Source organism: Bradyrhizobium sp. CCBAU 051011, assembly GCF_009930815.1.
In the GTDB taxonomy this organism is placed as follows: domain Bacteria; phylum Pseudomonadota; class Alphaproteobacteria; order Rhizobiales; family Xanthobacteraceae; genus Bradyrhizobium.
In genome coordinates, this window is the sequence record NZ_CP022222.1 from 2,232,016 (window position 1) to 2,253,277 (window position 21,262).

General features: G+C 62.5%; 24 protein-coding genes. 14 read left to right on the forward strand and 10 right to left on the reverse strand.

Translation table 11 applies throughout. The annotated features are described in order from the left end of the window. Window positions 1–24: 24 nt before the first annotated feature. The gene (gene rho, locus ACH79_RS10565; protein WP_057834504.1) at window positions 25–1,290 is read right to left on the reverse strand and encodes a transcription termination factor Rho; all 1,266 of its coding nucleotides are present in this window, start codon (window positions 1,288–1,290) and stop codon (window positions 25–27) included. A gap of 257 nt (window positions 1,291–1,547) precedes the next feature. Next, a complete protein-coding gene (gene hemJ / locus ACH79_RS10570; RefSeq protein ID WP_161850972.1) occupies window positions 1,548–1,994 on the reverse strand; it encodes a protoporphyrinogen oxidase HemJ in 447 nt (148 codons plus the stop codon). Window positions 1,995–2,447: 453 nt separating this feature from the next. Between hemJ and ACH79_RS10575 the strand changes: the two genes are divergently transcribed. The 4 genes from ACH79_RS10575 to dnaQ are packed head-to-tail and all read left to right on the forward strand — an operon-like array spanning window position 2,448 to window position 5,265. Continuing rightward, window positions 2,448–3,287 (forward strand): pyruvate, water dikinase regulatory protein, encoded by an 840-nt coding sequence (locus ACH79_RS10575; RefSeq protein ID WP_161850973.1) that lies wholly within the window; start codon window positions 2,448–2,450, stop codon window positions 3,285–3,287. A 10-nt stretch (window positions 3,288–3,297) separates the two neighbouring features. Beyond that, a complete protein-coding gene (locus ACH79_RS10580; RefSeq protein WP_161850974.1) occupies window positions 3,298–3,906 on the forward strand; it encodes a nucleoside triphosphate pyrophosphatase in 609 nt (202 codons plus the stop codon). Window positions 3,907–3,934: 28 nt separating this feature from the next. Continuing rightward, window positions 3,935–4,534: a dephospho-CoA kinase gene (gene coaE / locus ACH79_RS10585; RefSeq protein ID WP_161850975.1), complete on the forward strand. Its 600-nt coding sequence runs from the start codon at window positions 3,935–3,937 to the stop codon at window positions 4,532–4,534. Between the two features lie 29 nt (window positions 4,535–4,563). Then, the gene (gene dnaQ, locus ACH79_RS10590; protein WP_161850976.1) at window positions 4,564–5,265 is read left to right on the forward strand and encodes a DNA polymerase III subunit epsilon; all 702 of its coding nucleotides are present in this window, start codon (window positions 4,564–4,566) and stop codon (window positions 5,263–5,265) included. 111 nt (window positions 5,266–5,376) lie between these two features. On the opposite strand, the gene secB is transcribed toward dnaQ, so the two are convergent. After that, a complete protein-coding gene (secB, locus tag ACH79_RS10595) occupies window positions 5,377–5,865 on the reverse strand; it encodes a protein-export chaperone SecB (RefSeq protein WP_057862246.1) in 489 nt (162 codons plus the stop codon). Between the two features lie 425 nt (window positions 5,866–6,290). Between secB and ACH79_RS10600 the strand changes: the two genes are divergently transcribed. The 3 genes from ACH79_RS10600 to ACH79_RS10610 are packed head-to-tail and all read left to right on the forward strand — an operon-like array spanning window position 6,291 to window position 9,128. Then, window positions 6,291–6,992 (forward strand): Tim44/TimA family putative adaptor protein, encoded by a 702-nt coding sequence (locus ACH79_RS10600; protein ID WP_161850977.1) that lies wholly within the window; start codon window positions 6,291–6,293, stop codon window positions 6,990–6,992. Continuing rightward, window positions 6,970–8,538 (forward strand): murein transglycosylase A, encoded by a 1,569-nt coding sequence (locus tag ACH79_RS10605; RefSeq protein WP_371419381.1) that lies wholly within the window; start codon window positions 6,970–6,972, stop codon window positions 8,536–8,538. Before ACH79_RS10600 ends, ACH79_RS10605 begins: the two co-directional genes overlap by 23 nt. After that, on the forward strand, window positions 8,535–9,128 hold the full coding sequence (locus ACH79_RS10610; RefSeq protein ID WP_161850979.1) for a Smr/MutS family protein: 594 nt from the start codon (window positions 8,535–8,537) through the stop codon (window positions 9,126–9,128). The genes ACH79_RS10605 and ACH79_RS10610 overlap by 4 nt, the downstream gene beginning before the upstream one ends. On the opposite strand, the gene ACH79_RS10615 is transcribed toward ACH79_RS10610, so the two are convergent. From ACH79_RS10615 to hslV, 6 genes are all read right to left on the reverse strand, one after another. Further along, a complete protein-coding gene (locus ACH79_RS10615) occupies window positions 9,125–10,249 on the reverse strand; it encodes a hypothetical protein (protein WP_161856305.1) in 1,125 nt (374 codons plus the stop codon). The two genes, ACH79_RS10610 and ACH79_RS10615, sit on opposite strands and share 4 nt — an antisense overlap. 242 nt (window positions 10,250–10,491) lie before the next feature. Then, window positions 10,492–11,793, reverse strand: coding sequence for an ATP-dependent protease ATPase subunit HslU (gene hslU / locus ACH79_RS10620; protein ID WP_161850980.1), 1,302 nt, complete (start codon window positions 11,791–11,793; stop codon window positions 10,492–10,494). Window positions 11,794–11,845: 52 nt separating this feature from the next. Beyond that, complete coding sequence (locus ACH79_RS10625; RefSeq protein WP_161850981.1) at window positions 11,846–12,457, reverse strand: DUF2585 domain-containing protein; 612 nt, start codon at window positions 12,455–12,457, stop codon at window positions 11,846–11,848. Beyond that, window positions 12,454–12,963: a GNAT family N-acetyltransferase gene (locus ACH79_RS10630; protein ID WP_246738498.1), complete on the reverse strand. Its 510-nt coding sequence runs from the start codon at window positions 12,961–12,963 to the stop codon at window positions 12,454–12,456. Before ACH79_RS10630 ends, ACH79_RS10625 begins: the two co-directional genes overlap by 4 nt. Then, complete coding sequence (locus ACH79_RS10635) at window positions 12,956–13,438, reverse strand: GNAT family N-acetyltransferase (RefSeq protein WP_161850982.1); 483 nt, start codon at window positions 13,436–13,438, stop codon at window positions 12,956–12,958. Before ACH79_RS10635 ends, ACH79_RS10630 begins: the two co-directional genes overlap by 8 nt. 9 nt (window positions 13,439–13,447) lie before the next feature. After that, window positions 13,448–13,999 (reverse strand): ATP-dependent protease subunit HslV, encoded by a 552-nt coding sequence (hslV, locus tag ACH79_RS10640; protein ID WP_161850983.1) that lies wholly within the window; start codon window positions 13,997–13,999, stop codon window positions 13,448–13,450. Window positions 14,000–14,191: 192 nt separating this feature from the next. Here hslV and hisB point away from each other — a divergent pair, with 192 nt between their 5' ends. The 7 genes from hisB to coaA all read left to right on the forward strand — a co-directional run bounded on the left by hisB (window position 14,192) and on the right by coaA (window position 18,901). After that, complete coding sequence (hisB, locus tag ACH79_RS10645; RefSeq protein ID WP_161850984.1) at window positions 14,192–14,785, forward strand: imidazoleglycerol-phosphate dehydratase HisB; 594 nt, start codon at window positions 14,192–14,194, stop codon at window positions 14,783–14,785. A 32-nt stretch (window positions 14,786–14,817) separates the two neighbouring features. Continuing rightward, a complete protein-coding gene (locus ACH79_RS10650; protein ID WP_161850985.1) occupies window positions 14,818–15,351 on the forward strand; it encodes a DUF2628 domain-containing protein in 534 nt (177 codons plus the stop codon). Continuing rightward, window positions 15,348–15,998 (forward strand): imidazole glycerol phosphate synthase subunit HisH, encoded by a 651-nt coding sequence (hisH, locus tag ACH79_RS10655; RefSeq protein ID WP_161850986.1) that lies wholly within the window; start codon window positions 15,348–15,350, stop codon window positions 15,996–15,998. The genes ACH79_RS10650 and hisH overlap by 4 nt, the downstream gene beginning before the upstream one ends. After that, complete coding sequence (gene hisA, locus ACH79_RS10660; RefSeq protein ID WP_202639215.1) at window positions 15,986–16,735, forward strand: 1-(5-phosphoribosyl)-5-[(5-phosphoribosylamino)methylideneamino]imidazole-4-carboxamide isomerase; 750 nt, start codon at window positions 15,986–15,988, stop codon at window positions 16,733–16,735. The genes hisH and hisA overlap by 13 nt, the downstream gene beginning before the upstream one ends. A gap of 10 nt (window positions 16,736–16,745) precedes the next feature. Beyond that, a complete protein-coding gene (gene hisF / locus ACH79_RS10665; protein ID WP_161850988.1) occupies window positions 16,746–17,522 on the forward strand; it encodes an imidazole glycerol phosphate synthase subunit HisF in 777 nt (258 codons plus the stop codon). Between the two features lie 83 nt (window positions 17,523–17,605). Next, complete coding sequence (locus tag ACH79_RS10670; protein WP_057862233.1) at window positions 17,606–17,929, forward strand: phosphoribosyl-ATP diphosphatase; 324 nt, start codon at window positions 17,606–17,608, stop codon at window positions 17,927–17,929. Window positions 17,930–17,944: 15 nt separating this feature from the next. Next, window positions 17,945–18,901 carry a type I pantothenate kinase gene (gene coaA / locus ACH79_RS10675; RefSeq protein WP_161850989.1) on the forward strand — a complete coding sequence of 319 codons (957 nt, stop codon included), beginning with the start codon at window positions 17,945–17,947 and terminating at the stop codon, window positions 18,899–18,901. 126 nt (window positions 18,902–19,027) lie between these two features. On the opposite strand, the gene ACH79_RS10680 is transcribed toward coaA, so the two are convergent. Continuing rightward, the gene (locus ACH79_RS10680; RefSeq protein ID WP_161850990.1) at window positions 19,028–21,262 is read right to left on the reverse strand and encodes an ATP-binding protein; all 2,235 of its coding nucleotides are present in this window, start codon (window positions 21,260–21,262) and stop codon (window positions 19,028–19,030) included.

The following is a 21,262-nucleotide window of genomic DNA, read 5'->3' on the forward strand; positions in this document are numbered from 1 at the left end:
CTCCCCTAAGCCCGGTTTGACGGCTCAGGTATTCATGGAATCGAAGAACTCCGAGTTGTTCTTGGTGTTGCGGAGCTTGTCGAGCAGGAAGTCGATGGCGTCCATCGTGCCCATCGGATTGAGGATCCGGCGCAGCACGTACATCTTCTTCAGGAGCTGCGGATCGGTGATCAGCTCTTCCTTGCGGGTGCCGGAGCGCGAGATGTCGATCGCCGGGAAGGTCCGCTTGTCCGAGACCTTGCGGTCGAGGATCAGTTCGGAGTTACCGGTGCCCTTGAATTCTTCGAAGATGACTTCGTCCATGCGGCTGCCGGTATCGACCAGCGCGGTCGCGATGATCGTCAGCGAACCGCCCTCCTCGATGTTGCGCGCGGCGCCGAAGAATCGTTTCGGCCGTTGCAGCGCATTGGCGTCGACACCGCCGGTCAGCACCTTGCCGGATGACGGCACCACCGTGTTGTAGGCTCGGCCCAAACGCGTGATCGAGTCCAAGAGGATCACGACGTCGCGGCCATGCTCGACGAGACGCTTAGCTTTCTCGATCACCATCTCGGCGACCTGGACGTGACGTACGGCGGGTTCGTCGAAGGTTGACGACACCACCTCGCCTTTCACCGAGCGCTGCATGTCCGTGACTTCTTCCGGACGCTCGTCGATCAGAAGCACGATCAGATAACACTCAGGATGATTGGCGGTGATGGAGTGCGCGATGTTCTGCATCAGCACCGTCTTGCCGGTGCGCGGCGGCGCCACGATCAGCGCGCGCTGGCCCTTGCCGATGGGCGCGACGATGTCGATCACCCTTGCAGAAAGGTCTTTTCGCGTGGGGTCTTCGAGTTCGAGGCGGAAGCGCTGGTCCGGAAACAGCGGCGTCAGATTGTCGAAATTGACCTTGTGCTTGGACTTTTCCGGATCTTCGAAATTGAGCGTGTTGACCTTGAGCAGCGCGAAATAGCGTTCGCCTTCCTTCGGGCTGCGGATGTGGCCTTCGATGGTGTCGCCGGTGCGAAGACCGAAGCGGCGGATCTGCGACGGCGAAACGTAGATGTCGTCGGGGCCGGGCAGGTAGTTGGCATCGGGCGAACGCAGAAAGCCGAAGCCGTCGGAGAGAACCTCGACGACGCCTTCGCCGATAATGTCGATTTCCTGAATCGCGAGCTGCTTGAGAATGGCGAACATCAGCTCCTGCTTCCGCATGGTGCTGGCATTTTCGACCCCGCTCTCTTCGGCGAACGTTACAAGCTCGGCCGGCGTTTTCGATTTGAGGTCTTGGAGTTTCATTTCCCGCATTGGGGTGGTCCTGTGGAGTGTCTTTTGAGAAGGGGTGCGAGGTGGCTTTAGAAAAAAGCGGACACGAAAAATGGAAGGTCCGCAGGTCTAAGCAAGGAAAGCGCCGGTGAGGCTTCAAACCTGATGCGGCGGCCGGTCCAATGAAGGAGCCGGAACGCAGCCACATCCGCCTGCGTGGGGTGGGATTTCGATAATATAGAAAATCGGCCGCCGCTTCGCAAGCAGATGAGAAACGGCCGTATCAGCGAAAACGCGTCCTAGAACGGCTTCACGATCACCAGGATGACGATGAAGACCATCATGACGGTCGGTACCTCATTGATAATACGATAGAATTTCTGGCTTCTGGTATTCCGGTCGACGGCGAAATCCTTGACCCAGCGGACAAAAAACCCGTGGACGCCCGACAGGATGAGGACCAGCGTCAGTTTGGCGTGAAACCAGCCGTACCTGTACCAATCCCCGCTCCAGGCCAGATAAAGCCCGGCCAGCCAGGTGATGATCATCGCGGGATTGATGATCGCCTTCAGCAATCGCCTTTCCATCACCTTGAAGGTCTCGGACTGCTTCGATCCGACCTCCGCCTCGCAATGATAGACGAACAGCCGCGGCAGATAGAGCATGCCGGCCATCCACGAGATGACGGCAATCACATGCAGCGCCTTGATCCAGGGATACGCCGTGAGGATGGTGAACTCGTACATTGCAGTCGCCAGGCCTTGTTCGTCTCTGGAACGTTCCGATCATCCCGGCGTTGCGAAGAAGCGCTGCCAACGTGGGACGCAAGACATATCCGCAAAGCTCCGCTTCTCTAAACTAATAATTTTAGAATCTTAGGTTTGAGTCTAAGTGACGGTGATTATGACTCACGCAAAACGATCCCGCATGTTTGCGAGGCTTGTTCACAACCGTCCCCAATTTCGGCCGGGCATTGCATCATCCTGATAACGCCACGCACATCAATTGCTTGTGCCGTTTCGTGGCCAGCTTATGAAGAGACAAATCCACACCTTCCCACTATCATGGCGATGAGCTGGCGGACTTGTCCTCTCGTGTGGCCCTGTGAAGAAAGGTAAGGGTTATCCCTGAGGCGGCGACGCGGGGCCTGATAACGCGGTTAAGCTCCACAGGATTCACAGGATTACACAGGGGTTCTGGTGCCCACGACCGGCAATTATTTTCATCTTCATCTGGTCTCCGACTCGACCGGCGAGACGCTGATTACGGTGGCGCGCGCGGTGGCTGCGCAATACGCCAACGTGACCGCGGTCGAACATGTCTATCCCCTGGTGCGCAGTCAGAAGCAGCTCGACCGCGTGCTCGATGAGATCGAGGAGGCGCCGGGCATCGTGCTCTTTACGCTGCTGGAAAAGGATCTGGTCGGCCGGCTGGAAGCCAAGTGCAGGGACATCAATATCCCGAGCCTCTCCATCATTGGGCCGGTGATGCAGTTGTTCGAGGCTTATCTCGGCGCGGCAACGACGGGCAGGGTGGGTGCCCAGCACGTTCTGAACGCGGAATATTTCAAGCGCATCGATGCCTTGAACTATACCATGATGCATGACGACGGACAGCACGTCGAAGGCCTGGAGGAAGCCGATGTCGTTTTGGTCGGCGTGTCCCGCACCTCGAAGACGCCGACCTCGATCTATCTTGCCAACCGCGGCGTCCGCACCGCAAATGTGCCACTGGTGCCGGGCATTCCGCTGCCGCACCAGCTGGAGACATTGAAAAAGCCACTGGTCGTCAGTCTTCACGCCACGCCCGAGCGGTTGATCCAGGTGAGGCAAAACCGATTGCTGAGCATGGGTGCGGATACGCCCAACGATGATTACATCGATCGTCAGTCTGTGGCCGACGAAGTCGCCTACGCGCGGAAGCTGAGTGCCAGATTCAGTTGGGCGCAGCTGGATGTCACGCGACGCTCGATCGAGGAGACTGCCGCCGCAGTGCTAAAGCTGTTCACCGACCGACAGCGGCAGCGGCTGCCGGAATGAAGCTGATACGATGACCATCTGGCGCGAAAAAGATCTGCTGATTCTCGCTTCGCAGAGCCGCGCACGGCAAACTCTGCTCGCCAACGCCGGCATTCCCTTCAAGGCCGTTCCCGCCGATATCGACGAGCGCGCGCTGCAGACCAATTCCGGCCTTTCATCGCCTGGCGAGATTGCGGGTCTGCTGGCGCGCGAAAAGGCGCAGTTCGTATCATCAAAGAATCCCGGCCGCCATGTCGTCGGCGCCGATCAGACCCTGGCTTTGGGAAGCCGGCTGTTCAGCAAGCCGGCGGGGCGCGCACAGGCGGCGGATCAATTGCGCCTGCTTGCCGGCCACACGCATGAACTGCACTCTGCCGTTGCGGTTGCCCGCGACGGCAAGATAGGATTTTGCGATGTCAGCGTTGCCAAAATGACGATGCGGCGTTTGAGCGAAAGCGAGATCGAAAATTATCTAGATCAAGCGGGTGAGGCGGTCACGACCAGCGTCGGCGCCTATCAGCTCGAAGGGCTGGGCGTGCATCTGTTCGAGCGGATCGAGGGCGATCATTTCACCATTCTCGGCCTGCCGCTGCTGCCGTTGCTGGCATTCCTGCGCGGCGAGGGCCTGCTCAATGTCTAGGACCACCTTTTTGGAAACGGCGAGCTGAATGCGTATTCTCGGACTGACCGGCTCGATCGGGATGGGAAAATCCACCACCGCGAAGCTGTTCGTCGAGGCGGGCGTGCCGGTTTACGACGCCGACGCCGCCGTTCACAAAATCTATGAGGGCGAGGCGGCGCCGGCGATCGAAGCGGCATTTCCCGGCACGACGGTCGGCGGCAAGGTCGATCGCGCCAAATTGTCCGCCAAGGTGGTGCAGGACCCCGCCGCCATCAAGCAGCTTGAGGGAATCGTTCACCCGATGCTCGGCGCGTCCCGCCAGAAATTCCTCGACGAGGCCGAACGCTCCGGCGCGCCGGTCGTGGTGATGGATATCCCGCTCTTGTTCGAAACCGGCGGCGAGAAACGCGTCGATGCCGTGGTCGTGGTCAGCACCGATGCGGCGACCCAGCGCGAACGAATCCTGGCGCGCGGCACCATGACCAATGAGGCACTCGACGCCATTCTGGCGCGGCAATTGCCCGACGCCGAAAAGCGCAAGCGGGCGGATTTCGTGGTGGATACCTCGCATGGACTGGAGCCGGTGCGGGCCGCCATCCGCGACATTCTGGCCGCGGTCGTTAAGATGCCGCAACGGCGAACTTGATTCGCCGTAGAGCTGCGGTCCCAAAATCCATGCGCGAAATTGTTCTCGATACCGAAACCACAGGCCTCGACCCGCTGCGCGGCGACCGGCTGGTCGAGATCGGCTGCATCGAAATCTTCAACCGCATGCCGACCGGGCAGACGTTTCACCGCTACATCAATCCCGAGCGCGACATGCCGGCCGAAGCATTTAACGTGCACGGCCTGTCCACCGAGTTCCTCGCCAGCAAGCCGCTATTCCACGAAGTGGTCGAGGAGTTCCTGGATTTCATCGGCGACGCGCCGCTGGTGATTCACAACGCTTCATTCGACATCAGCTTCATCAATGCCGAGCTCGACCGCATCAAGCGGCAGCCGATCTTGCGAGAACGGCTGGTCGATACGCTGCTGCTGGCGCGCCGCAAACATCCGGGCGTGTCGAATCGACTGGACGATCTCTGCTCGCGCTATTCGATCGACAATTCCCGCCGCACCAAGCACGGCGCGCTGCTGGACGCCGAGCTCCTGGCCGAGGTCTATATCGACCTGATCGGGGCGCGGCAGTCGCAGCTGATCCTGGCGTCGGAAACCCGCGTCACTGTCAGCAACGGATTTGGTGAAACGCCGCGCCGGCAGCGCGAGGTGCCGCTGACGCCGCGAATCACCGACGCCGACCGCGAGGCTCATCGCGCTTTCATTGCCACATTGGGCGACAAGCCAATCTGGAACGATTTTCTGCCGGCCGCTGGCTAAGGCAGGACGCACCCCGGATGCAAGCGGCCCGAGGGCCGCGAGCCGGGCCCCATTCTACTGTGCATGGGGTTGTTTTCGAGATTTTGTATTTGAGACCTGTGTTCGCTTGCTTTAGCTCGGCTTCGCGCCGGAAGCGGCTTGCGCCGCAGCCTGCCGCTCCATGTTCTGGCGGTACAGACCGACGAAATCGACGGGATCAAGCATCAACGGCGGGAAGCCGCCGTCGCGCACGGCGGTCGCGATAATCTCGCGCGCGAACGGGAACAGCAGCCGCGGGCATTCGATCATGACCAGCGGATGAAGCTGTTCCTGCGGCACGTTGACGATGCGGAACACGCCCGCATAGGCGAGTTCGAAGCTGAACATCACCTTGCCGCCATTTTCAGCCTTGCCCTCGATCGAAAGCGTCACTTCGAACTCATTTTGCGCGAGATTGTTCGCCGCAACGTTGATCTGGATGTTGATCGCCGGCTGCTGCTGTTGCGGCGCGAGCGAAGAGGGCGCGTTCGGATTCTCGAACGACAGGTCTTTGGTGTATTGGGCCAGCACATTGAGCTGGGGAGGGGCCTGCTCGGAAGGCGCGCCGTTGCCGTTGGTCATGAAAATCTCTCCTGAAGCGCTCGCGAGCGCGGCCCGGGTTCGTTTGAATGTGTTTTCCGGGCGAGTGGCTATCATAGCCCCGGCTCGTTCCACAAGGACGACGGCCCGGCGGCGGAGCGGCCCGGCCGCCAAATGTGGCGGATATGCCTAATACCGCCTCGCCGGAGGCTCAATAGGCATCCTAAATTATTGAATATGCGTGATTTCCGGACACGATCGGGTTTCCCCTCGCGGCCAAAACGCGCTACAATTACCCCGCGCCAAAACGCGCCATTGGCCGGGCATAGTTTCATGCCTACATGCAGCAGTCTCAATCGATGATGTAATCTCCCGTTCCCAGGGAAACCTCATAAGAGAATCTCTCATCAGGGAACGCTCGACCGCCGGGCCCGTTGCCGGCGCTAGAACCAGAAAGCGAATACGACGTGGATATCTACACCATCATTTTCCTGGCGCTGGCGGTCTTCATCTTCCTGCGCCTGCGCAGTGTCCTCGGCCAGCGCACCGGGAGCGAGCGGCCCTATGACCGCGCCGCGCCCACTGTCGCGCAACGGACGCAGGACAATAATAACGTGGTTCCGATGCCGGGCACCGTCATTGACCAGGCGCCCATGCCGCCGAACGCCGATGTAACGCCGGCCGATCGCTGGAAGGACATTGCCGAGCCGGGCACGCCGCTCGCCGCAGGTCTTGACGGTATCGCCGCCCAGGACTCCTCGTTCGATCCCAAGCACTTCCTCTCCGGCGCCCGCAGCGCCTACGAGATGATCGTGCTGGCCTTCGCCAATGGCGACCGCCGCGCGTTGAAGGATCTCCTGTCCAGCGAGGTCTATGAGAGCTTCGATGCCGTGATCAAGGATCGCGAGAAGCACGAGCAGAAGACCGAAACGCGGTTTGTTTCGATCGACAAGGCCGAGCTGGTGAGCGCGGAAGCCCGCGACCGCGCGGCGCAGCTGACGGTTCGCTTCGTGTCGCAGATGATTTCGGTCACCCGCGACAAGACCGGCGCCATCGTCGATGGCAACCCCGATAAGGTCGCCGATATCACCGATGTCTGGACATTCGCCCGCGACACGAGCTCTCGCGATCCGAACTGGAAGCTGGTTGGCACCGGAAGCGCGGGCTAAGTCGCCGAGCCTTGTGAGGCTCGCGTTTGGCGTGGTCGCTTTGGCGTGGTCGCTTGCTCCGGTGGATGCCGCAACCGCGCGTCATGCGCGTTCGCAAAAGCCTTCGCCGGCGCCTGTCCGGCATCTGCCATATCCGGAGCTTGAATTGCCGTTTCAGATCAGCGGCGGCCAGTATGCGCCCGTCGCCTGGTCCGAGATCGCGGGCTGGAGCGCGGATGATCATCTTGCAGCCTACAAGGCATTTCGGATCAGCTGCAGGCCGATAGCGGCGCAACAAAAGCCGCCTGTCGATCCGAAGGCGCTCGGCACCTCGCTGCGCGATCCCTGCCGTATCGCCAAAGGTCTCGAACTATCAGATGGTGCGAAGGCGCGGGCGTTCTTCGAGGAGCACTTTCTTCCCGTGCGCATTTCGCGGCTTGGCGAAGGCGAGGGTTTTGTCACCGGTTATTACGAACCCATCGTCGACGGCTCGCGGACCGAGAACGAGGTCTACAAAGTGCCGGTATACCGCCGGCCGTCGAACCTGTTCGTCCGCGGCACCACGCAGGGCTCGGTCGGTCTGCCCAACAAGGGCCAGGTGTTCCGCAAGATCGGTCGCCGCAAGCTCGTGCCTTACTACGATCGCGCCGAGATCGAGGACGGTGCGATTGCCGGCCGCGGCCTCGAAATTTGTTTTCTGAAGGAACAGACCGACCTGCTGTTCTCGCAGATCCAGGGTTCGGCGCGGGTCAGCCTCGACGACGGCTCCACCCTTCGTATCAATTACGATGCCCATAATGGCTTTCCCTATACGGCGGTCGGCCGCATCCTGATCGAGCGCAACATCATCCCCAAGGATCAGATGTCGATGCAGAAGATCCGGGAGTGGATGGAGCAGAATCCTAATGAAGCCGACGAGCTGCGGCGGCAGAACAAGTCCTACGTCTTTTTCCGCGAGGTGCAGCTTTCCGACAAGGACGAGGCGGTCGGCGCCCAAGGCGTGCCGCTGACGCCGGGCCGGTCGATTGCGGTCGACAAGGCGCTGCATGTCTATGGCACGCCGTTCTTCATCGAAGGCGAGTTGCCGATTGAATCGGAGCTGTCGAAGACGCCGTTCCGCCGGCTGATGATCGCTCAGGACACCGGCTCCGCCATCGTCGGTCCCGCGCGCGCCGACCTTTATTTTGGCGCCGGTCTCGATGCCGGCAAGGTTGCCGGCCGCCTCCGTCACAATGCGCGCTTCGTGATGCTGGTGCCGAAGAGCCTTGATCCCGGAGCGCGCGGCCGCAAGATGCCGGTGCCCGACGCGCGGCCATCGGAGCAGATCGCAAAGCTGTTCCCGCAAACCGATCCGTTGAAGAATCCTGCGAAGCCGCCGGACGTTACCGCCGCGACTAACGCCAAGCCTGCGGCCCCGGCGGCGACACCGCCCGCAGCCGGGCCTTCGCAAGCGCCAGCCGTCCAGGCCGCGGCAGCAACGCCGGTCCCGCTTCCCGAGCCGCGGCCGAAAGTTGAAGCAGTTTCACCGCAGCCGCGTCACCTGCGCCGATATCGCCACCGTCGATGAAACGCCGTTCTTCCAGCTTGATACCCGAATTGGAGCCACCACGACGCAAGCGCGGCCTGAGCGACGAGGAGCGCGCGCTGTGGGAGAGCGTCGCCAAGCAGGTCAAGCCGCTGCGCAAGCGCCACCGCGTCGCGAAGCCGTCGGTTGCTTCAACCGAAGCCAATATCAAGATCGCGCCCAAACTGGCCGCTAGGCCAAAGCATGCCGCGCCGGCGCGAATCGTCCTGCCTTCAAGGCCGGAGCCACCGCCGCTGGCGCCGATCGGCCGCCGCGAACGATCGCACCTGTCACGTGGCCGCAAGGAGATCGATGCAAGGCTCGACCTGCACGGCATGACGCAGACGCGGGCGCATCGCGCGCTGTTCGGCTTCCTGCAACGCGCCCATCATGACGGGCTGACGTTCGTCCTGATCATAACCGGCAAGGGCAAGATGGGCGCGGAATCCGAACGCGGCGTGTTGCGCCGCCAGGTGCCGCAATGGCTCGGCCTGCCGGAATTCCGCTCGCTGGTGGTCGGCTTCGAGGAAGCCCATATCGGCCATGGCGGCGAGGGCGCCTTGTACGTTCGGGTGCGACGGGCGCGAGTTTAAAACGGACGCACGATTCCGACGCGAGGGATCAGCGTAACGATCCAGCCGAACACCACGGTCTTACGATCGTCCGCTGATATCGGCGGCGTGTCCTTTGAAGCCGGCAGCGCTTTCACCGCGTACAGGATCAGGAACATGCAAACGGTCCAATTCGAAATCCACCTGGAATAATCGAATATCATCGCGAACATGACGAGATAGCCGAGACTGACGACAACGATTGCAGCAGCGACGATGCGGCGATGTGCTTCCATTGATAACGTCGCGATCAGATTTAAGAAATATCGCCAGAGCGGCGTGTGCAGCCAGATCAGGAGCGCAAATACCGGAATGCCAAGAAGGTTGTGCGGCAGCCGCTGCCAGGTATCAAAGACCTCCTTCGACAGCGGCTGATACCAGATATAGCTAAAGCTCAGCAATTTGGTTTGCGATGGGTTCGCCATCCGGCTTTGCAGATAGGAGACGAATTCCGCCTCCGGCACCGCCATCGTGCCGTAGAATTGCGCGGCGATGAAGAGCAGGCCTATGGCAGCGAGCGATGCGAGGCCAACGGTGGCATTCTGCCGGCTCACGCCCTGCACGAGATAATGACGCAACACCACAATGGCGGCGATCGTCGGGACATACATCAGGAGATGGATGTGGTGGATCAGAACGAGCGTCGCCGAGAACGCCGCCGCGAGCAGCACATAGGCCAGCGACCGCGCCGGAAACAGCAGCAGGCAGATCGCGAACAGGCATCCATAAATATCGAAATGCCCGAGCGTGTGCATGAAGTTCTTCAGGAAGAACGGCGAGCCCGCCATGAACACGAACAGCGGCAAATGCTTCTCGTCGAAGCCGAACGTTCGCCGGAATAGCTGCACGAACAGTCCTGCCGTGATCAGCCACGCCGCGCCGCCCAGCGCGAACACCAGCCACACCGGCACCTTGGCCGCAAACAACGAGATGACCGCGCCGATCAGCGCGCGCTTGGTGAAGCCGAAATGGTAATCGACCAATAGATGGATATAGGGAACATAGGGCGGCAGCGTGATCTTGTGCCAGAAGACCCCGATCAGCACGGCGGCATTGACGGCCAGCATCAACCGCCAGGGGTTTTCCCACACCCGCAAATCCAGATTCATCGTCGTCCCGGTCAAGCGATAGCGCGAGCCGGGACCCATAACCACAGGCCGGCGCGACAGACGGGATAGCGGCCCCAGCGAAAACGCACAATGGAGATTTGGGCGCGTAGCCCGGATGGAGCGCAGCGCAATCCGGGGCCTTGCCGCCAGCGGATTCACCGATCCCGGATTTCGCGGAGCCTGTCATCGGGCGCGCGTTCGCGCGACCCGTTGGCTGCATCCGGGCTACGAAGTTACTACAGAATAAACCGGCTCAAATCAGCGTTCTTGGCGAGGTCGCCGATGTGCTTCTGCACGTAATCGGCATCGACCTTGATGGTCTCGCCATGACGGTCCGGCGCTGCAAAGGATATCTCGTCGAGCACGCGCTCCATCACCGTCTGCAGGCGCCGCGCGCCGATGTTCTCGACCGTCGAATTGACGGCAACCGCAATGTCTGCCAGCGCGTCGACGGCGTCGCCGGTGATGTCGAGGGTGACGCCTTCGGTCTGCATCAGCGCGACATATTGCTTGATCAGCGACGCCTCCGGCTCGGTCAGGATCCGGCGCATGTCGTCGCGCGTCAGCGCTTCCAGCTCGACGCGGATCGGCAGGCGCCCCTGCAATTCCGGCAACAGGTCCGAGGGCTTTGCAATATGGAACGCGCCGGACGCGATGAACAGGACGTGGTCGGTCTTCACTGCGCCGTGCTTGGTCGTGACCGTGGTGCCTTCGATCAGCGGCAGCAGGTCGCGCTGCACACCCTCGCGCGAGACGTCGCCGCCAGTACGGCCATCGCGCACGCAGATCTTGTCGATCTCGTCCAGGAACACGATCCCGTTGTTTTCGACCGCGCTGATCGCTTCCAGTACCAGCTGATCGCTGTCCAGCAGCTTGTCGGATTCCTCGTTGACGAGGATTTCGTGCGAGTTTTCGACCGTCAGGCGGCGGGTCTTGGTTCGTCCGCCGAGTTTGCCAAAAATGTCGCCGATCGAAATCGCGCCCATCTGCGCGCCGGGCATGCCCGGGATTTCGAACATCGGCATGCCGCCGGACGACTGCGTCTCGATCTCGATTTCCTTGTCGTTGAGCTCGCCGGCGCGCAGCTTCCTGCGGAAGGAATCGCGCGTTGCCGGGCTCGACGCCGGTCCGACCAGCGCATCCAGCACGCGCTCTTCGGCGGCCTGCTGCGCGCGGGCCTGTACGTCCTTGCGCTTGCGCTCGCGCATCTGGACGATTGCGACCTCGACGAGATCGCGGATGATCTGCTCGACATCGCGGCCGACATAACCGACTTCGGTGAACTTGGTGGCTTCGACCTTAATGAAGGGAGCGTTGGCAAGCTTCGCCAGCCGCCGCGCGATCTCGGTCTTGCCTACGCCGGTCGGCCCGATCATCAGGATGTTCTTCGGCAGCACCTCTTCGCGCAAGTTGCCGGTGAGCTGCAGCCGCCGCCAGCGGTTGCGCAACGCGATCGAGACGGCGCGCTTGGCGTCGGCCTGACCGACAATGAAGCGGTCGAGTTCGGAGACGATTTCACGGGGAGAAAAGTCGGTCATGTGTCCTAGGTAGGCGTCCAATGTTGCGAGAACAAGCCGCAGGTGAGGCAGATCAGATGATCGGCGGCCCACCTTGCCATAGCTTAATCGCCTCGAAGGGATGAATCAGCATGATGATGTTGAGCGTCAGATTGTCGCGAATGTGCAGCGCCAACACGAGCTCGAACAGCAGCGCCATCGCCACGGTGATGGCCACCGGAAGCATTTTTGCCAGCAGGAAGCCGCCGATCATCGCAAGCATATCGGCGACCGAATTGACGATGGTGTCGCCGAAATAATCCAGCGAGATCGTGCCGGCGCGGTAGCGGTTGATGATCCAGTCGGAATTCTCGACCAGTTCCCAGCCGCCCTCGACCAGCATCGCGAGGATCAGGCGGCCCTGCCAGGCAAGGCGCGGGAACGCGAGGAAGGCGGCGCCGTAGAACAGGAAACCGTGCAGGACGTGCGACAGCGTGTACCAGTCGGCGATGTGCTGCGAATTCTCTGAGCTCAGCACCACGCCGTGCCAGAGTTTGACATAGCCGCAGGCGCAGATCGGCAGCCGGCCCATCCCGTACAGGATTGCGGCCTGAAGTGCGATAATGCCGGCGGCGATTGCGAACCAATGCCAGGCCGAAAGTGCGCGGGTAGCCGAAGCTTTTTCGATGCTGCTGGTAGAGGTCATGCGTTGCGCACCATCAGTAGAGCGGGCCCATCAGGTGTGTCGACCATACCAGCTTTTTCAAACCCCGCCTTCTCATAGGCACGAACGGCCCGGGTATTCGCCGGATCGGGATCGGTGACAATGCGCGGCGCACCATTCCGCAGGCGCTCGTCGACGAAGGCGCGAATGAACGCCGAACCATGGCCGCGTTCGATCATATCGGGCTCGCCGATGAACTGGTCGATGCCGCGGGTGCCGCGCGGATGTTCGCCAAACCCTGAATTCCACGCGGTCAGGTCGTAGCATTGCAAATAGGCGAAATCGCTGCTGCCTGCCGAAACGATGAACTGGTCCATCGCGGGTTCGTTCAAGTCGCCACTGACCAGGTCATATTGCTCGGCCGGATCGCCCCACCATTGCACCACGTGCGGCGCTGCCAGCCAGCGCCGGACCAGCGGCAAATCGGCCGATGTCATCGAACGAAACTGATAGGGATCATCCGGCATCGCCTGCCTTGTATCACGCATCGCGCACCATCAGCAGCGCCGGGCCATCGGGCGTGTCTACTTCGCGCACGCGACGGCAGCCGGCTTTCTCATAGGCCCTGATCGCACGCGAATTGGTCGGGCTCGGATCAATCACGATCCGCGGTACGCCTTTCCTCATCAGCCGTTCAATGAAAGAGCGGATGAAAGCCGATCCATGGCCGAGCGCAAGCTTATCGGCTTCGCCGATAAATTGGTCGATTCCCCTTGTGCCGGTGGGCTGCGGTCCAAGGCCGCTGTGCCATTCGCCGATCTGGTAGCATTGCAGATAGCCGAGAGGATGATCATCCAGCGTCACAATGAACTGCGCCACGTCGGGATGGTCGAGATCGCCGCTGACGAACTCAAACGCCTCAGGATCATGCCACCATTCGGCGACATGCGGTTGCGCCAGCCAGCGCTGGATCAGCGGGAGGTCAGCCGCCGTCATCGGGCGGAAGGCATATTCCGATGCCATGGGCGCGTCCTACAGCGTTTCGATCGTGACGTTCCGGTTGGTATAGACGCAGATGTCGGCCGCGATATCGAGCGCGCGACGCACGATGGTCTCGGCATCCTTGTCGGTTTCGACCAGGGCGCGGGCGGCGGCCAGTGCGTAATTGCCGCCGGAGCCGATCGCCATCACGCCCGCTTCCGGCTCCAGCACGTCGCCGGTGCCGGTCAGGACCAGCGAGACGTCCTTGTCGGCAACGATCATCATGGCCTCCAGCCGGCGCAGATAGCGGTCGGTCCGCCAGTCCTTGGCGAGTTCGACCGCCGCGCGGGTCAATTGCCCCGGATACTGCTCGAGCTTGCTTTCCAGCCGCTCGAACAGGGTGAAGGCATCGGCGGTGGCCCCGGCAAAGCCGCCGATCACGTCACCCTTGCCGATTTTGCGGACCTTTTTGGCGTTGGCCTTGATGACGGTCTGGCCGATCGAGACCTGGCCGTCGCCGCCGATTACCACCTTGCCGCCTTTACGGACCGTCAAAATCGTCGTGCCGTGCCAGATCGGCAGGTTGTTCTCTGATGCTTGCATGGATTGTCCTCGTTCCCGTCAGATTTAGGGGCTGGCGGGGAGGGTTACAATCGCGGCATTTGGGCCGGAATCCCGGTCACCATAGGCCGAACTTCGGCCCGCCGAGCGTCATCCCGCAGTAGCGAAGGTGACATCCGCCTGTTAAAAGGGCCGCGTTTTCGGCCCCCAAGCGGCCCAAGGGAAGCAATTTTCATGCGCACAGCGTCCATCAAGCGCAAGACCAAGGAAACCGACATCGAGGTGGCGGTGAACCTCGACGGATCAGGCGTATCCAAGGTTTCGACCGGGATCGGCTTTTTCGACCATATGCTCGATCTCCTGGCCCGGCATTCCCGCATCGACATCACCGTCAAGGCCGATGGCGACCTCCACGTCGACCACCACCACACCACCGAGGACGTCGGCATCGCACTTGGGCAGGCCGTGAAGCAGGCGCTCGGCACCATGGCCGGCATCACCCGCTATGCCTCGGTCCACATGCCGATGGACGAGACGCTGTCGCGCGTCGTGATCGACATTTCGGGCCGGCCGGTCTTGGTGTTCAAGGTCGATTTTCCGCGCGACAAGGTCGGCCAGTTCGACACCGAGCTGGTGCGCGAATGGTTCAACGCCTTCACCATCAACGCCGGCGTGACTTTGCACGTCGAGACCTTATATGGCGAGAATAGCCATCATATCGCCGAATCCTGTTTCAAGGGTCTGGCAAGGGCGCTCCGTGCCGCAGTCGCGATCGATCCGCGCAACGCAGGCGAAGTGCCTTCCACCAAGGGTCAGCTCGGCGGCTGATTATCGTTCGCGTCTCGCGGCGGAGAGCTACGATGCGGGTTTATACAGTGCATGCCCCCGTGGGTGACGGCGCCGACCTGGCGGCGGCCGATAAATTCGTCTTCGTTCGTGACGGCTTCCATTTCTGGGCTGCAGTCGCGAGCGTGATCTGGCTGCTTTGGCATCGCCTTTGGCTGGCATTGATCGGCTGGATCGTTCTGGTTATTGCGATCCAGTTCGGAATGGCGGCGCTTGGCGCCACCCGCGGTACGATCTTCATCGTTGACGTCCTGTTAGCCATTCTGATGGGGCTCGAAGCGGCCAGCTTGCGGCGCTGGACACTTTCTCGGCGCAAATGGCGCCAGCTAGACATCGTGGTCGCCGACGACCAGGAAGCGGCCGAGCGCCGCTTCTTCGAGCGCTGGGCTGCGAAGCAGCGGGGCTTCACCAATGACCAATACGCGGTCGATCGCGGCGGACCGCCGCCGACCCGCAACGTCCCCGGCCAGTCGTTCTCCAAACCGCCGCCGCCACTGCCGCAGGGCGGGATCATCGGCCTGTTCCCGGAGCCGGGAGGACCGCGATGACCGTTGCGATCGTCGATTACGGCTCGGGCAATCTTCACTCGGCGGCGAAGGCGTTTGAGCGCGCCGCGCGGAGCATGGAAGAGCCGCAGAAGGTCATGGTGACGCGCGATCCGGACGCGGTGTTTCGCGCCGACCGTATTGTGCTGCCCGGTGTCGGCGCCTTTGCCGATTGCCGCCGCGGCCTCGACGCCGTGGATGGCATGCTGGAAGCGATGACGGAAGCGGTGCGCGTCAAGGCGCGGCCGTTCTTCGGCATCTGCGTCGGCATGCAGTTGATGGCAACCCGCGGCAAAGAGCATGTCACGACCGACGGCTTCAACTGGATCGCGGGTGACGTCGAGAAGATTTCGCCGCGCGAGGAAAACCTGAAAATCCCGCACATGGGCTGGAATACGCTCGACATGGTCCGCGAGCATCCGGTGCTGGAACGCCTGCCGCTCGGGCCGAAGGGCCGCCATGCCTATTTTGTGCATTCGTTCCATCTCAACGCTTCGAACGAGGCCGATGTGCTGGCGCGCGCCGACTATGGCGGGCCGGTGACGGCGATGGTCGGCAAGGACACCGCCATCGGCACGCAGTTTCACCCCGAGAAGAGCCAGCGGTTTGGATTGGCCCTGATCTCGAATTTCCTGAAGTGGAAGCCGTGATTCTCTTTCCCGCCGTCGACCTGAAAAACGGCCAGTGCGTGCGCCTCGAGCAGGGCGACATGGCGCGCGCCACCGTGTTCAACCTCGATCCCGCAGCACAGGCGCGTTCCTTCGCCGAACAGGGGTTCGAATATCTCCACGTCGTCGATCTCGACGGCGCCTTTGCCGGCAAGCCGATGAATGCGCTCGCCGTCGAGGCGATGCTGAAGGCGGTCACCATGCCGGTGCAACTCGGCGGCGGCATCCGCGATCTCAAGACCGTGGAAGCCTGGCTCGACAAGGGCATCGCACGCGTCATCATCGGCACGGCCGCGGTGCGCGATCCGGAACTGGTGAAGAGCGCCGCGAAAAAATTCCCGGGCCGCGTCGCCGTGGGACTCGACGCACGTGACGGCAAGGTCGCTGTCGAAGGCTGGGCCGAAACCTCGCAGGTGACCGCGCTCGAAATCGCGCAACGGTTTGAGGACGCTGGCGTCGCCGCGATCATCTTCACCGACATCGCCCGCGACGGGCTGTTGAAGGGCCTCAACCTCGATGCCACGATCGCGCTGGCCGAGCGTATCTCGATCCCCGTCATCGCCTCCGGCGGTTTTGCATCCATTGAGGACGTCAAGGCGCTCTTGGAGCCACGCGCCAAAAAGCTCGCCGGCGCCATTGCGGGCCGCGCGCTTTATGACGGACGGCTCGATCCTGCTGCAGCCCTGACGCTGATCCGCAACGCGCGCGCCGCGGCCTAGGAGTTTCGCCATGTTCAAGGTCCGCGTCATTCCCTGTCTCGACGTCAAGGACGGTCGCGTGGTCAAGGGCGTCAATTTCGTGGACTTGCGCGATGCCGGCGATCCTGTCGAAGCGGCGATTGCATATGACGCCGCAGGCGCCGACGAATTGTGCTTCCTCGACATCACCGCCACCCACGAAAACCGCGGCACCATGCTGGACGTCGTGCGGCGCACGGCGGAGGCCTGCTTCATGCCGGTGACGGTCGGCGGCGGGGTGCGGACCATCGAGGATATCAAGACGCTCTTGCGCTCCGGCGCCGACAAGGTCTCGATCAACTCGGCCGCCGTCTCCAACCGCGAATTCGTCAAGCAGGCGGCCGAAAAATTCGGCGAACAGTGCATCGTGGTCGCGATCGACGCCAAGCGGGTCAAGCGCGCCGGCGGTTCGGACCGCTGGGAGATATTCACCCATGGCGGCCGCAACTCCACCGGGATCGATGCCATCGAATACGCGCAGGAAGTGGTGTCGCTCGGCGCTGGCGAAATCCTTCTGACCTCAATGGACCGGGACGGCACGCGGCAAGGGTTCGACCTGCCGCTGACGCAGGCCATCGCCGACAGTGTCCCCGTACCGGTCATCGCCTCCGGCGGTGTCGGCAATCTCGACCATCTCGTCGACGGCATCCGCGAGGGCCACGCCACCGCGGTGCTGGCCGCCTCGATATTCCACTTCGGCGAATTTACCATACGCCAAGCCAAGGAGCACATGGTCCGCGCTGGCCTGCCGATGCGGCTCGATCCCTGACGACTCCCTGTCACAAAAGTGCTAAGTCCCTGTTCGGGACGGTGCCGCGGCCTTCGGCCGGGCGCGAGTGTTGAGTTCGGTTGATGTCGCGTTTCACGATCCACGATCTGGCCGCCACCATCGATGCACGGGCCGCATCGGGAGGAGAGGCGTCCTACACCCGCAAATTGCTCGACAAGGGTGCGGAGCACTGCGCCAAGAAGCTGGGCGAGGAGGCGGTCGAGACCGTGATCGCGGCGATCGAGAACGATCGCGGCCACCTGATCGCCGAAAGCGCCGATCTCGTATTTCACCTGCTGGTGCTTTTGAAGTCGCGTGGCGTGACGCTCGAGGAGGTCGAAGCCGCGCTGGCGCAGCGGACGTCGATGTCCGGGCTTGAGGAGAAGGCGTCGCGCAAGCGCGACTGACCGAGAGGACAGCTGATGGATATTCGGGCTCCCGACCAGCAGTACAACCCTTACCGCATCTTCACGCGCGAGCAGTGGGCGCGGCTGCGTGACGACACGCCGATGACGCTGGAGCCGGGCGAGTTCGAGCGGCTGCGTTCGATGCACGACCGCCTCGACATGCAGGAGGTCGAGGACATCTACCTGCCGCTGTCGCGCCTGTTGTCGATCTATGTCGACGCCACCCACCGCCTCTACCAGGCGCAGCGCCAGTTTCTGGCGATCCGCGATCGCAAGGTGCCCTACATCATCGGCGTCGCCGGCTCGGTGGCAGTCGGCAAATCGACCACCGCGCGCGTGCTGCAGGCGCTCCTGGCGCGCTGGTCGCCGCGGCCCAAGGTCGACCTGGTGACGACAGACGGTTTCCTGTTTCCCAATGCCGTGCTGGAGCGGCAGGGCCTGATGCAGAAAAAGGGCTTTCCCGAGAGTTACGATCTGCCGACGTTGCTCGCGTTCCTCTCCGACATCAAGGCCGGCCGCCGGCCGGTGCGCGCGCCGGTCTATTCGCATCTGGTCTACGACATCGTGCCGAACCAGTGGATCGAGGTCGACCGCCCCGACATCCTGATCGTTGAGGGCGTCAACGTGCTGCAGACCGGCCGCCTGCCGCGCGACGGCAAGGCGGTGCCCGTGGTGTCCGACTTCTTCGACTTCTCCGTCTATATCGACGCCGAGGAACAGGTGCTGCGCGAATGGTATGTACGGCGCTTCCTCGCGCTCAGGGACACCGCATTCCACGATCCCAAATCGTACTTCCATCGCTACGCCGTGCTATCGGACGAGGAGGCGACTGCGACCGCGATCGCGATCTGGGAGCGCACCAACCTCGCCAATCTCGAGGACAATATTTTGCCGACCCGTCCGCGCGCGACGCTGATCCTGAAAAAGCGCGCCGACCATCTGGTCGAGACGGTCGCGCTGCGGCGGTTGTGACCTCCGCGCCGGTTTCCTAGGGTGGGCAAAGGCGCGTTTGCGCCGTGCCCACCATCTTTCCTGATCGCTAACTGAAATGGTGGGCACGCTTCGCTTTGCCCACCCTACAAATCCTTCGCTATCACCTCACGCCGCGATGTGGCGGGATGTGATCAGGCCAAGGAGCGCCTCGGCGAGCTTTTCGCGGTCCAGCGGCTTGATCAGGAATCCATCCATGCCGGCCTCGAAGCAGGCGTAGCGGTCTTCCACCAGCGTGTTGGCGGTGAGCGCGAGAATCGGTGTCCGGCTTGCCGGCTCGCCGGCCTCAAGCGTGCGAATCCGCTTGGTGGTCTCGATGCCGTCGAGCTGCGGCATCTGGATGTCCATCAGCACGAGATCATAGGGGGTGCCCGCCGATTTCGCCGCCAGCCAGGACTCCAGCGCCTCGGCACCATTGGTGGTGATCATGGCGTGATGGCCGAGCCGGCCGAGCAGTGAGCGGATCAACAGCGCGTTGATCTGATTGTCCTCGGCAACGAGGATCGAAAGGCCCTTGGCCGAGGAGGCGGCCGGCTGATCGATCGGATCGATGGTCGGCTCCAGGCTCGGCGAGGTCACTTCCGGTGCTGCCATCAGGCGTGCGGCAAGCGAGGCGGCGCGCAGTGGCTTGACCAGATAGCCGGTGAAGGCGGAGATCGTCGACGGTTGCAATTCGTGCCGTGTCACCGGCGTGAACATCACGATGCGCTGCGTGGCGTGAAGGCGTGCGGCTTCGCTGAGTCGCTGCATATCGGCCAGCCCCAGCGCGTGGTCGATCAGCACGGCGTGCCAGGCGCGCTCGGGCAACAGGGCCTCCGCGACATCGGTATCCGACACCATGCAGGTCTGACCGCCCCAGCGCTGCAGCCGCCGCGCGGCCAGCGAGGCCTCGATGTTCTGCGGCGATACCAGCATGATCGACTGGCCGGAGAGATCCGGCGCGGCGAATGAGGTTTGTTCGCTAGCCGCAGCGACAAGAGGAATCGAGACTTCGAATGTCGAGCCGGCGCCCGGCTGGCTTTCCAGCGCGATGCGGCCGCCCATGCGCTTGACGATGCGGTCGGAGATGCTGAGACCAAGGCCAGTGCCGCCATAGCTGCGGGCGATCTTGGCGTCGGCCTGTTCGAACTCGCGGAAGATCCGCTCGCGCGCCTCGGGCTCGATGCCGATGCCGGTGTCGCGCACCAGGAAACTGATTTCATTGGGCCAGATGCCGGGCTCGACGATCAGGGCGACGCCGCCGGTCGAGGTGAACTTGATGGCATTGCCGGCGAGATTGAGCAGCACCTGACGCAGCCGCGCCGCGTCGCCGACCACCACGCTCGGCAGCCGCTCGTCAACATAGGCGGCCATCTCGATTTTCTTGGCCTCCGCGCGCGGCGCGAGCAATTCGGTGATGTCCTCGATCAGGCCCGACAGCGCGAACGGACGATGGTCGAGATCGATCTTGCCGGCCTCGATCTTGGAATAGTCCAACAGCTCCTCGATCAGCGACAGCAGCGCGTCGCCGGAGGTTTTCACCGCCTTGACATAGGTCGTCTGTTCCGGCGTCAGCGGTGTATCCATCAACAGGCCACTCATGCCGATGATGCCGTTGAGCGGCGTGCGGATCTCGTGGCTTGCCATGGCAAGGAAACGCGACTTGGCGCGGCTCGCGGCATCGGCCTGGTCGCGGGCCTCGGTCAGCGCGCGTTCGCTCTCGGTGCGGTCGGTGACGTCGCGGCCGACGCTCTGCATTTCTGCGCGCTCTCCGGCGTCGTTGCGGACCAGACCCTCGCGCCATGCGATCCAGCGCGGGCCGAGCGGACCCTCGATTTGTTGATCGTGAACGCGGGTGCCGTTCGGCTCCAACGCGGTGTCGCCCTGTTCGAGAACGCGAAGTGCGAAGCGGCTGCCGATCAGCGCGTCGCGCGGCATCTGCGCGAGCTCGCAATAGGCGTCGTTGGCATAGGTGATGCGGCCTTCCGCATCGCGCAGCACGATCAGGTCACCCTGCGCTTCGAACAGGCGACGGGCGCGCTGCTCGGCTTCCTGCAGTTCCCAATTCCGGTCGGCGAGCGCTTCATTATGAAGCGCGATCTTGCGCATTCTCTTGCGTAGCAGCCGCAGCCGGAAGCTCAAGGCCGCGAGCGCGACGCAGGCGAGAGCGAACAGGAAGGCGACGCCGATCGCAAAAGCGTGCGGGTCATAGCCGGAATTTTCCGTCTTGCTTCCGGCGATGAAGCCATAGGCGACGCCGAACACGATCGAGAAGATCATGAACGACCGAAGCGCGAAGGTGAGCCAGGGATGGCGGCGGCCGAAACGACGAAAGCGAAGTTTGATCCGGAATGTCAGCCCCAT

Excerpts from the sequence above, each read along its gene's own strand:
- rho (WP_057834504.1), bottom strand. The coding sequence starts at position 1,290 with ATGCGGGAAATGAAACTCCAAGACCTCAAATCGAAAACGCCGGCCGAG.
- hemJ (WP_161850972.1), bottom strand. The coding sequence starts at position 1,994 with ATGTACGAGTTCACCATCCTCACGGCGTATCCCTGGATCAAGGCGCTG.
- ACH79_RS10580 (WP_161850974.1), top strand. The coding sequence starts at position 3,298 with ATGACCATCTGGCGCGAAAAAGATCTGCTGATTCTCGCTTCGCAGAGC.
- coaE (WP_161850975.1), top strand. The coding sequence starts at position 3,935 with ATGCGTATTCTCGGACTGACCGGCTCGATCGGGATGGGAAAATCCACC.
- dnaQ (WP_161850976.1), top strand. The coding sequence starts at position 4,564 with ATGCGCGAAATTGTTCTCGATACCGAAACCACAGGCCTCGACCCGCTG.
- secB (WP_057862246.1), bottom strand. The coding sequence starts at position 5,865 with ATGACCAACGGCAACGGCGCGCCTTCCGAGCAGGCCCCTCCCCAGCTC.
- ACH79_RS10610 (WP_161850979.1), top strand. The coding sequence starts at position 8,535 with ATGAAACGCCGTTCTTCCAGCTTGATACCCGAATTGGAGCCACCACGA.
- hslU (WP_161850980.1), bottom strand. The coding sequence starts at position 11,793 with ATGACCGACTTTTCTCCCCGTGAAATCGTCTCCGAACTCGACCGCTTC.
- ACH79_RS10625 (WP_161850981.1), bottom strand. The coding sequence starts at position 12,457 with ATGACCTCTACCAGCAGCATCGAAAAAGCTTCGGCTACCCGCGCACTT.
- ACH79_RS10630 (WP_246738498.1), bottom strand. The coding sequence starts at position 12,963 with ATGCGTGATACAAGGCAGGCGATGCCGGATGATCCCTATCAGTTTCGT.
- ACH79_RS10635 (WP_161850982.1), bottom strand. The coding sequence starts at position 13,438 with ATGGCATCGGAATATGCCTTCCGCCCGATGACGGCGGCTGACCTCCCG.
- hslV (WP_161850983.1), bottom strand. The coding sequence starts at position 13,999 with ATGCAAGCATCAGAGAACAACCTGCCGATCTGGCACGGCACGACGATT.
- hisB (WP_161850984.1), top strand. The coding sequence starts at position 14,192 with ATGCGCACAGCGTCCATCAAGCGCAAGACCAAGGAAACCGACATCGAG.
- ACH79_RS10650 (WP_161850985.1), top strand. The coding sequence starts at position 14,818 with ATGCGGGTTTATACAGTGCATGCCCCCGTGGGTGACGGCGCCGACCTG.
- hisH (WP_161850986.1), top strand. The coding sequence starts at position 15,348 with ATGACCGTTGCGATCGTCGATTACGGCTCGGGCAATCTTCACTCGGCG.
- hisF (WP_161850988.1), top strand. The coding sequence starts at position 16,746 with ATGTTCAAGGTCCGCGTCATTCCCTGTCTCGACGTCAAGGACGGTCGC.
- ACH79_RS10670 (WP_057862233.1), top strand. The coding sequence starts at position 17,606 with ATGTCGCGTTTCACGATCCACGATCTGGCCGCCACCATCGATGCACGG.
- coaA (WP_161850989.1), top strand. The coding sequence starts at position 17,945 with ATGGATATTCGGGCTCCCGACCAGCAGTACAACCCTTACCGCATCTTC.
- ACH79_RS10680 (WP_161850990.1), bottom strand. The coding sequence starts at position 21,262 with ATGGGGCTGACATTCCGGATCAAACTTCGCTTTCGTCGTTTCGGCCGC.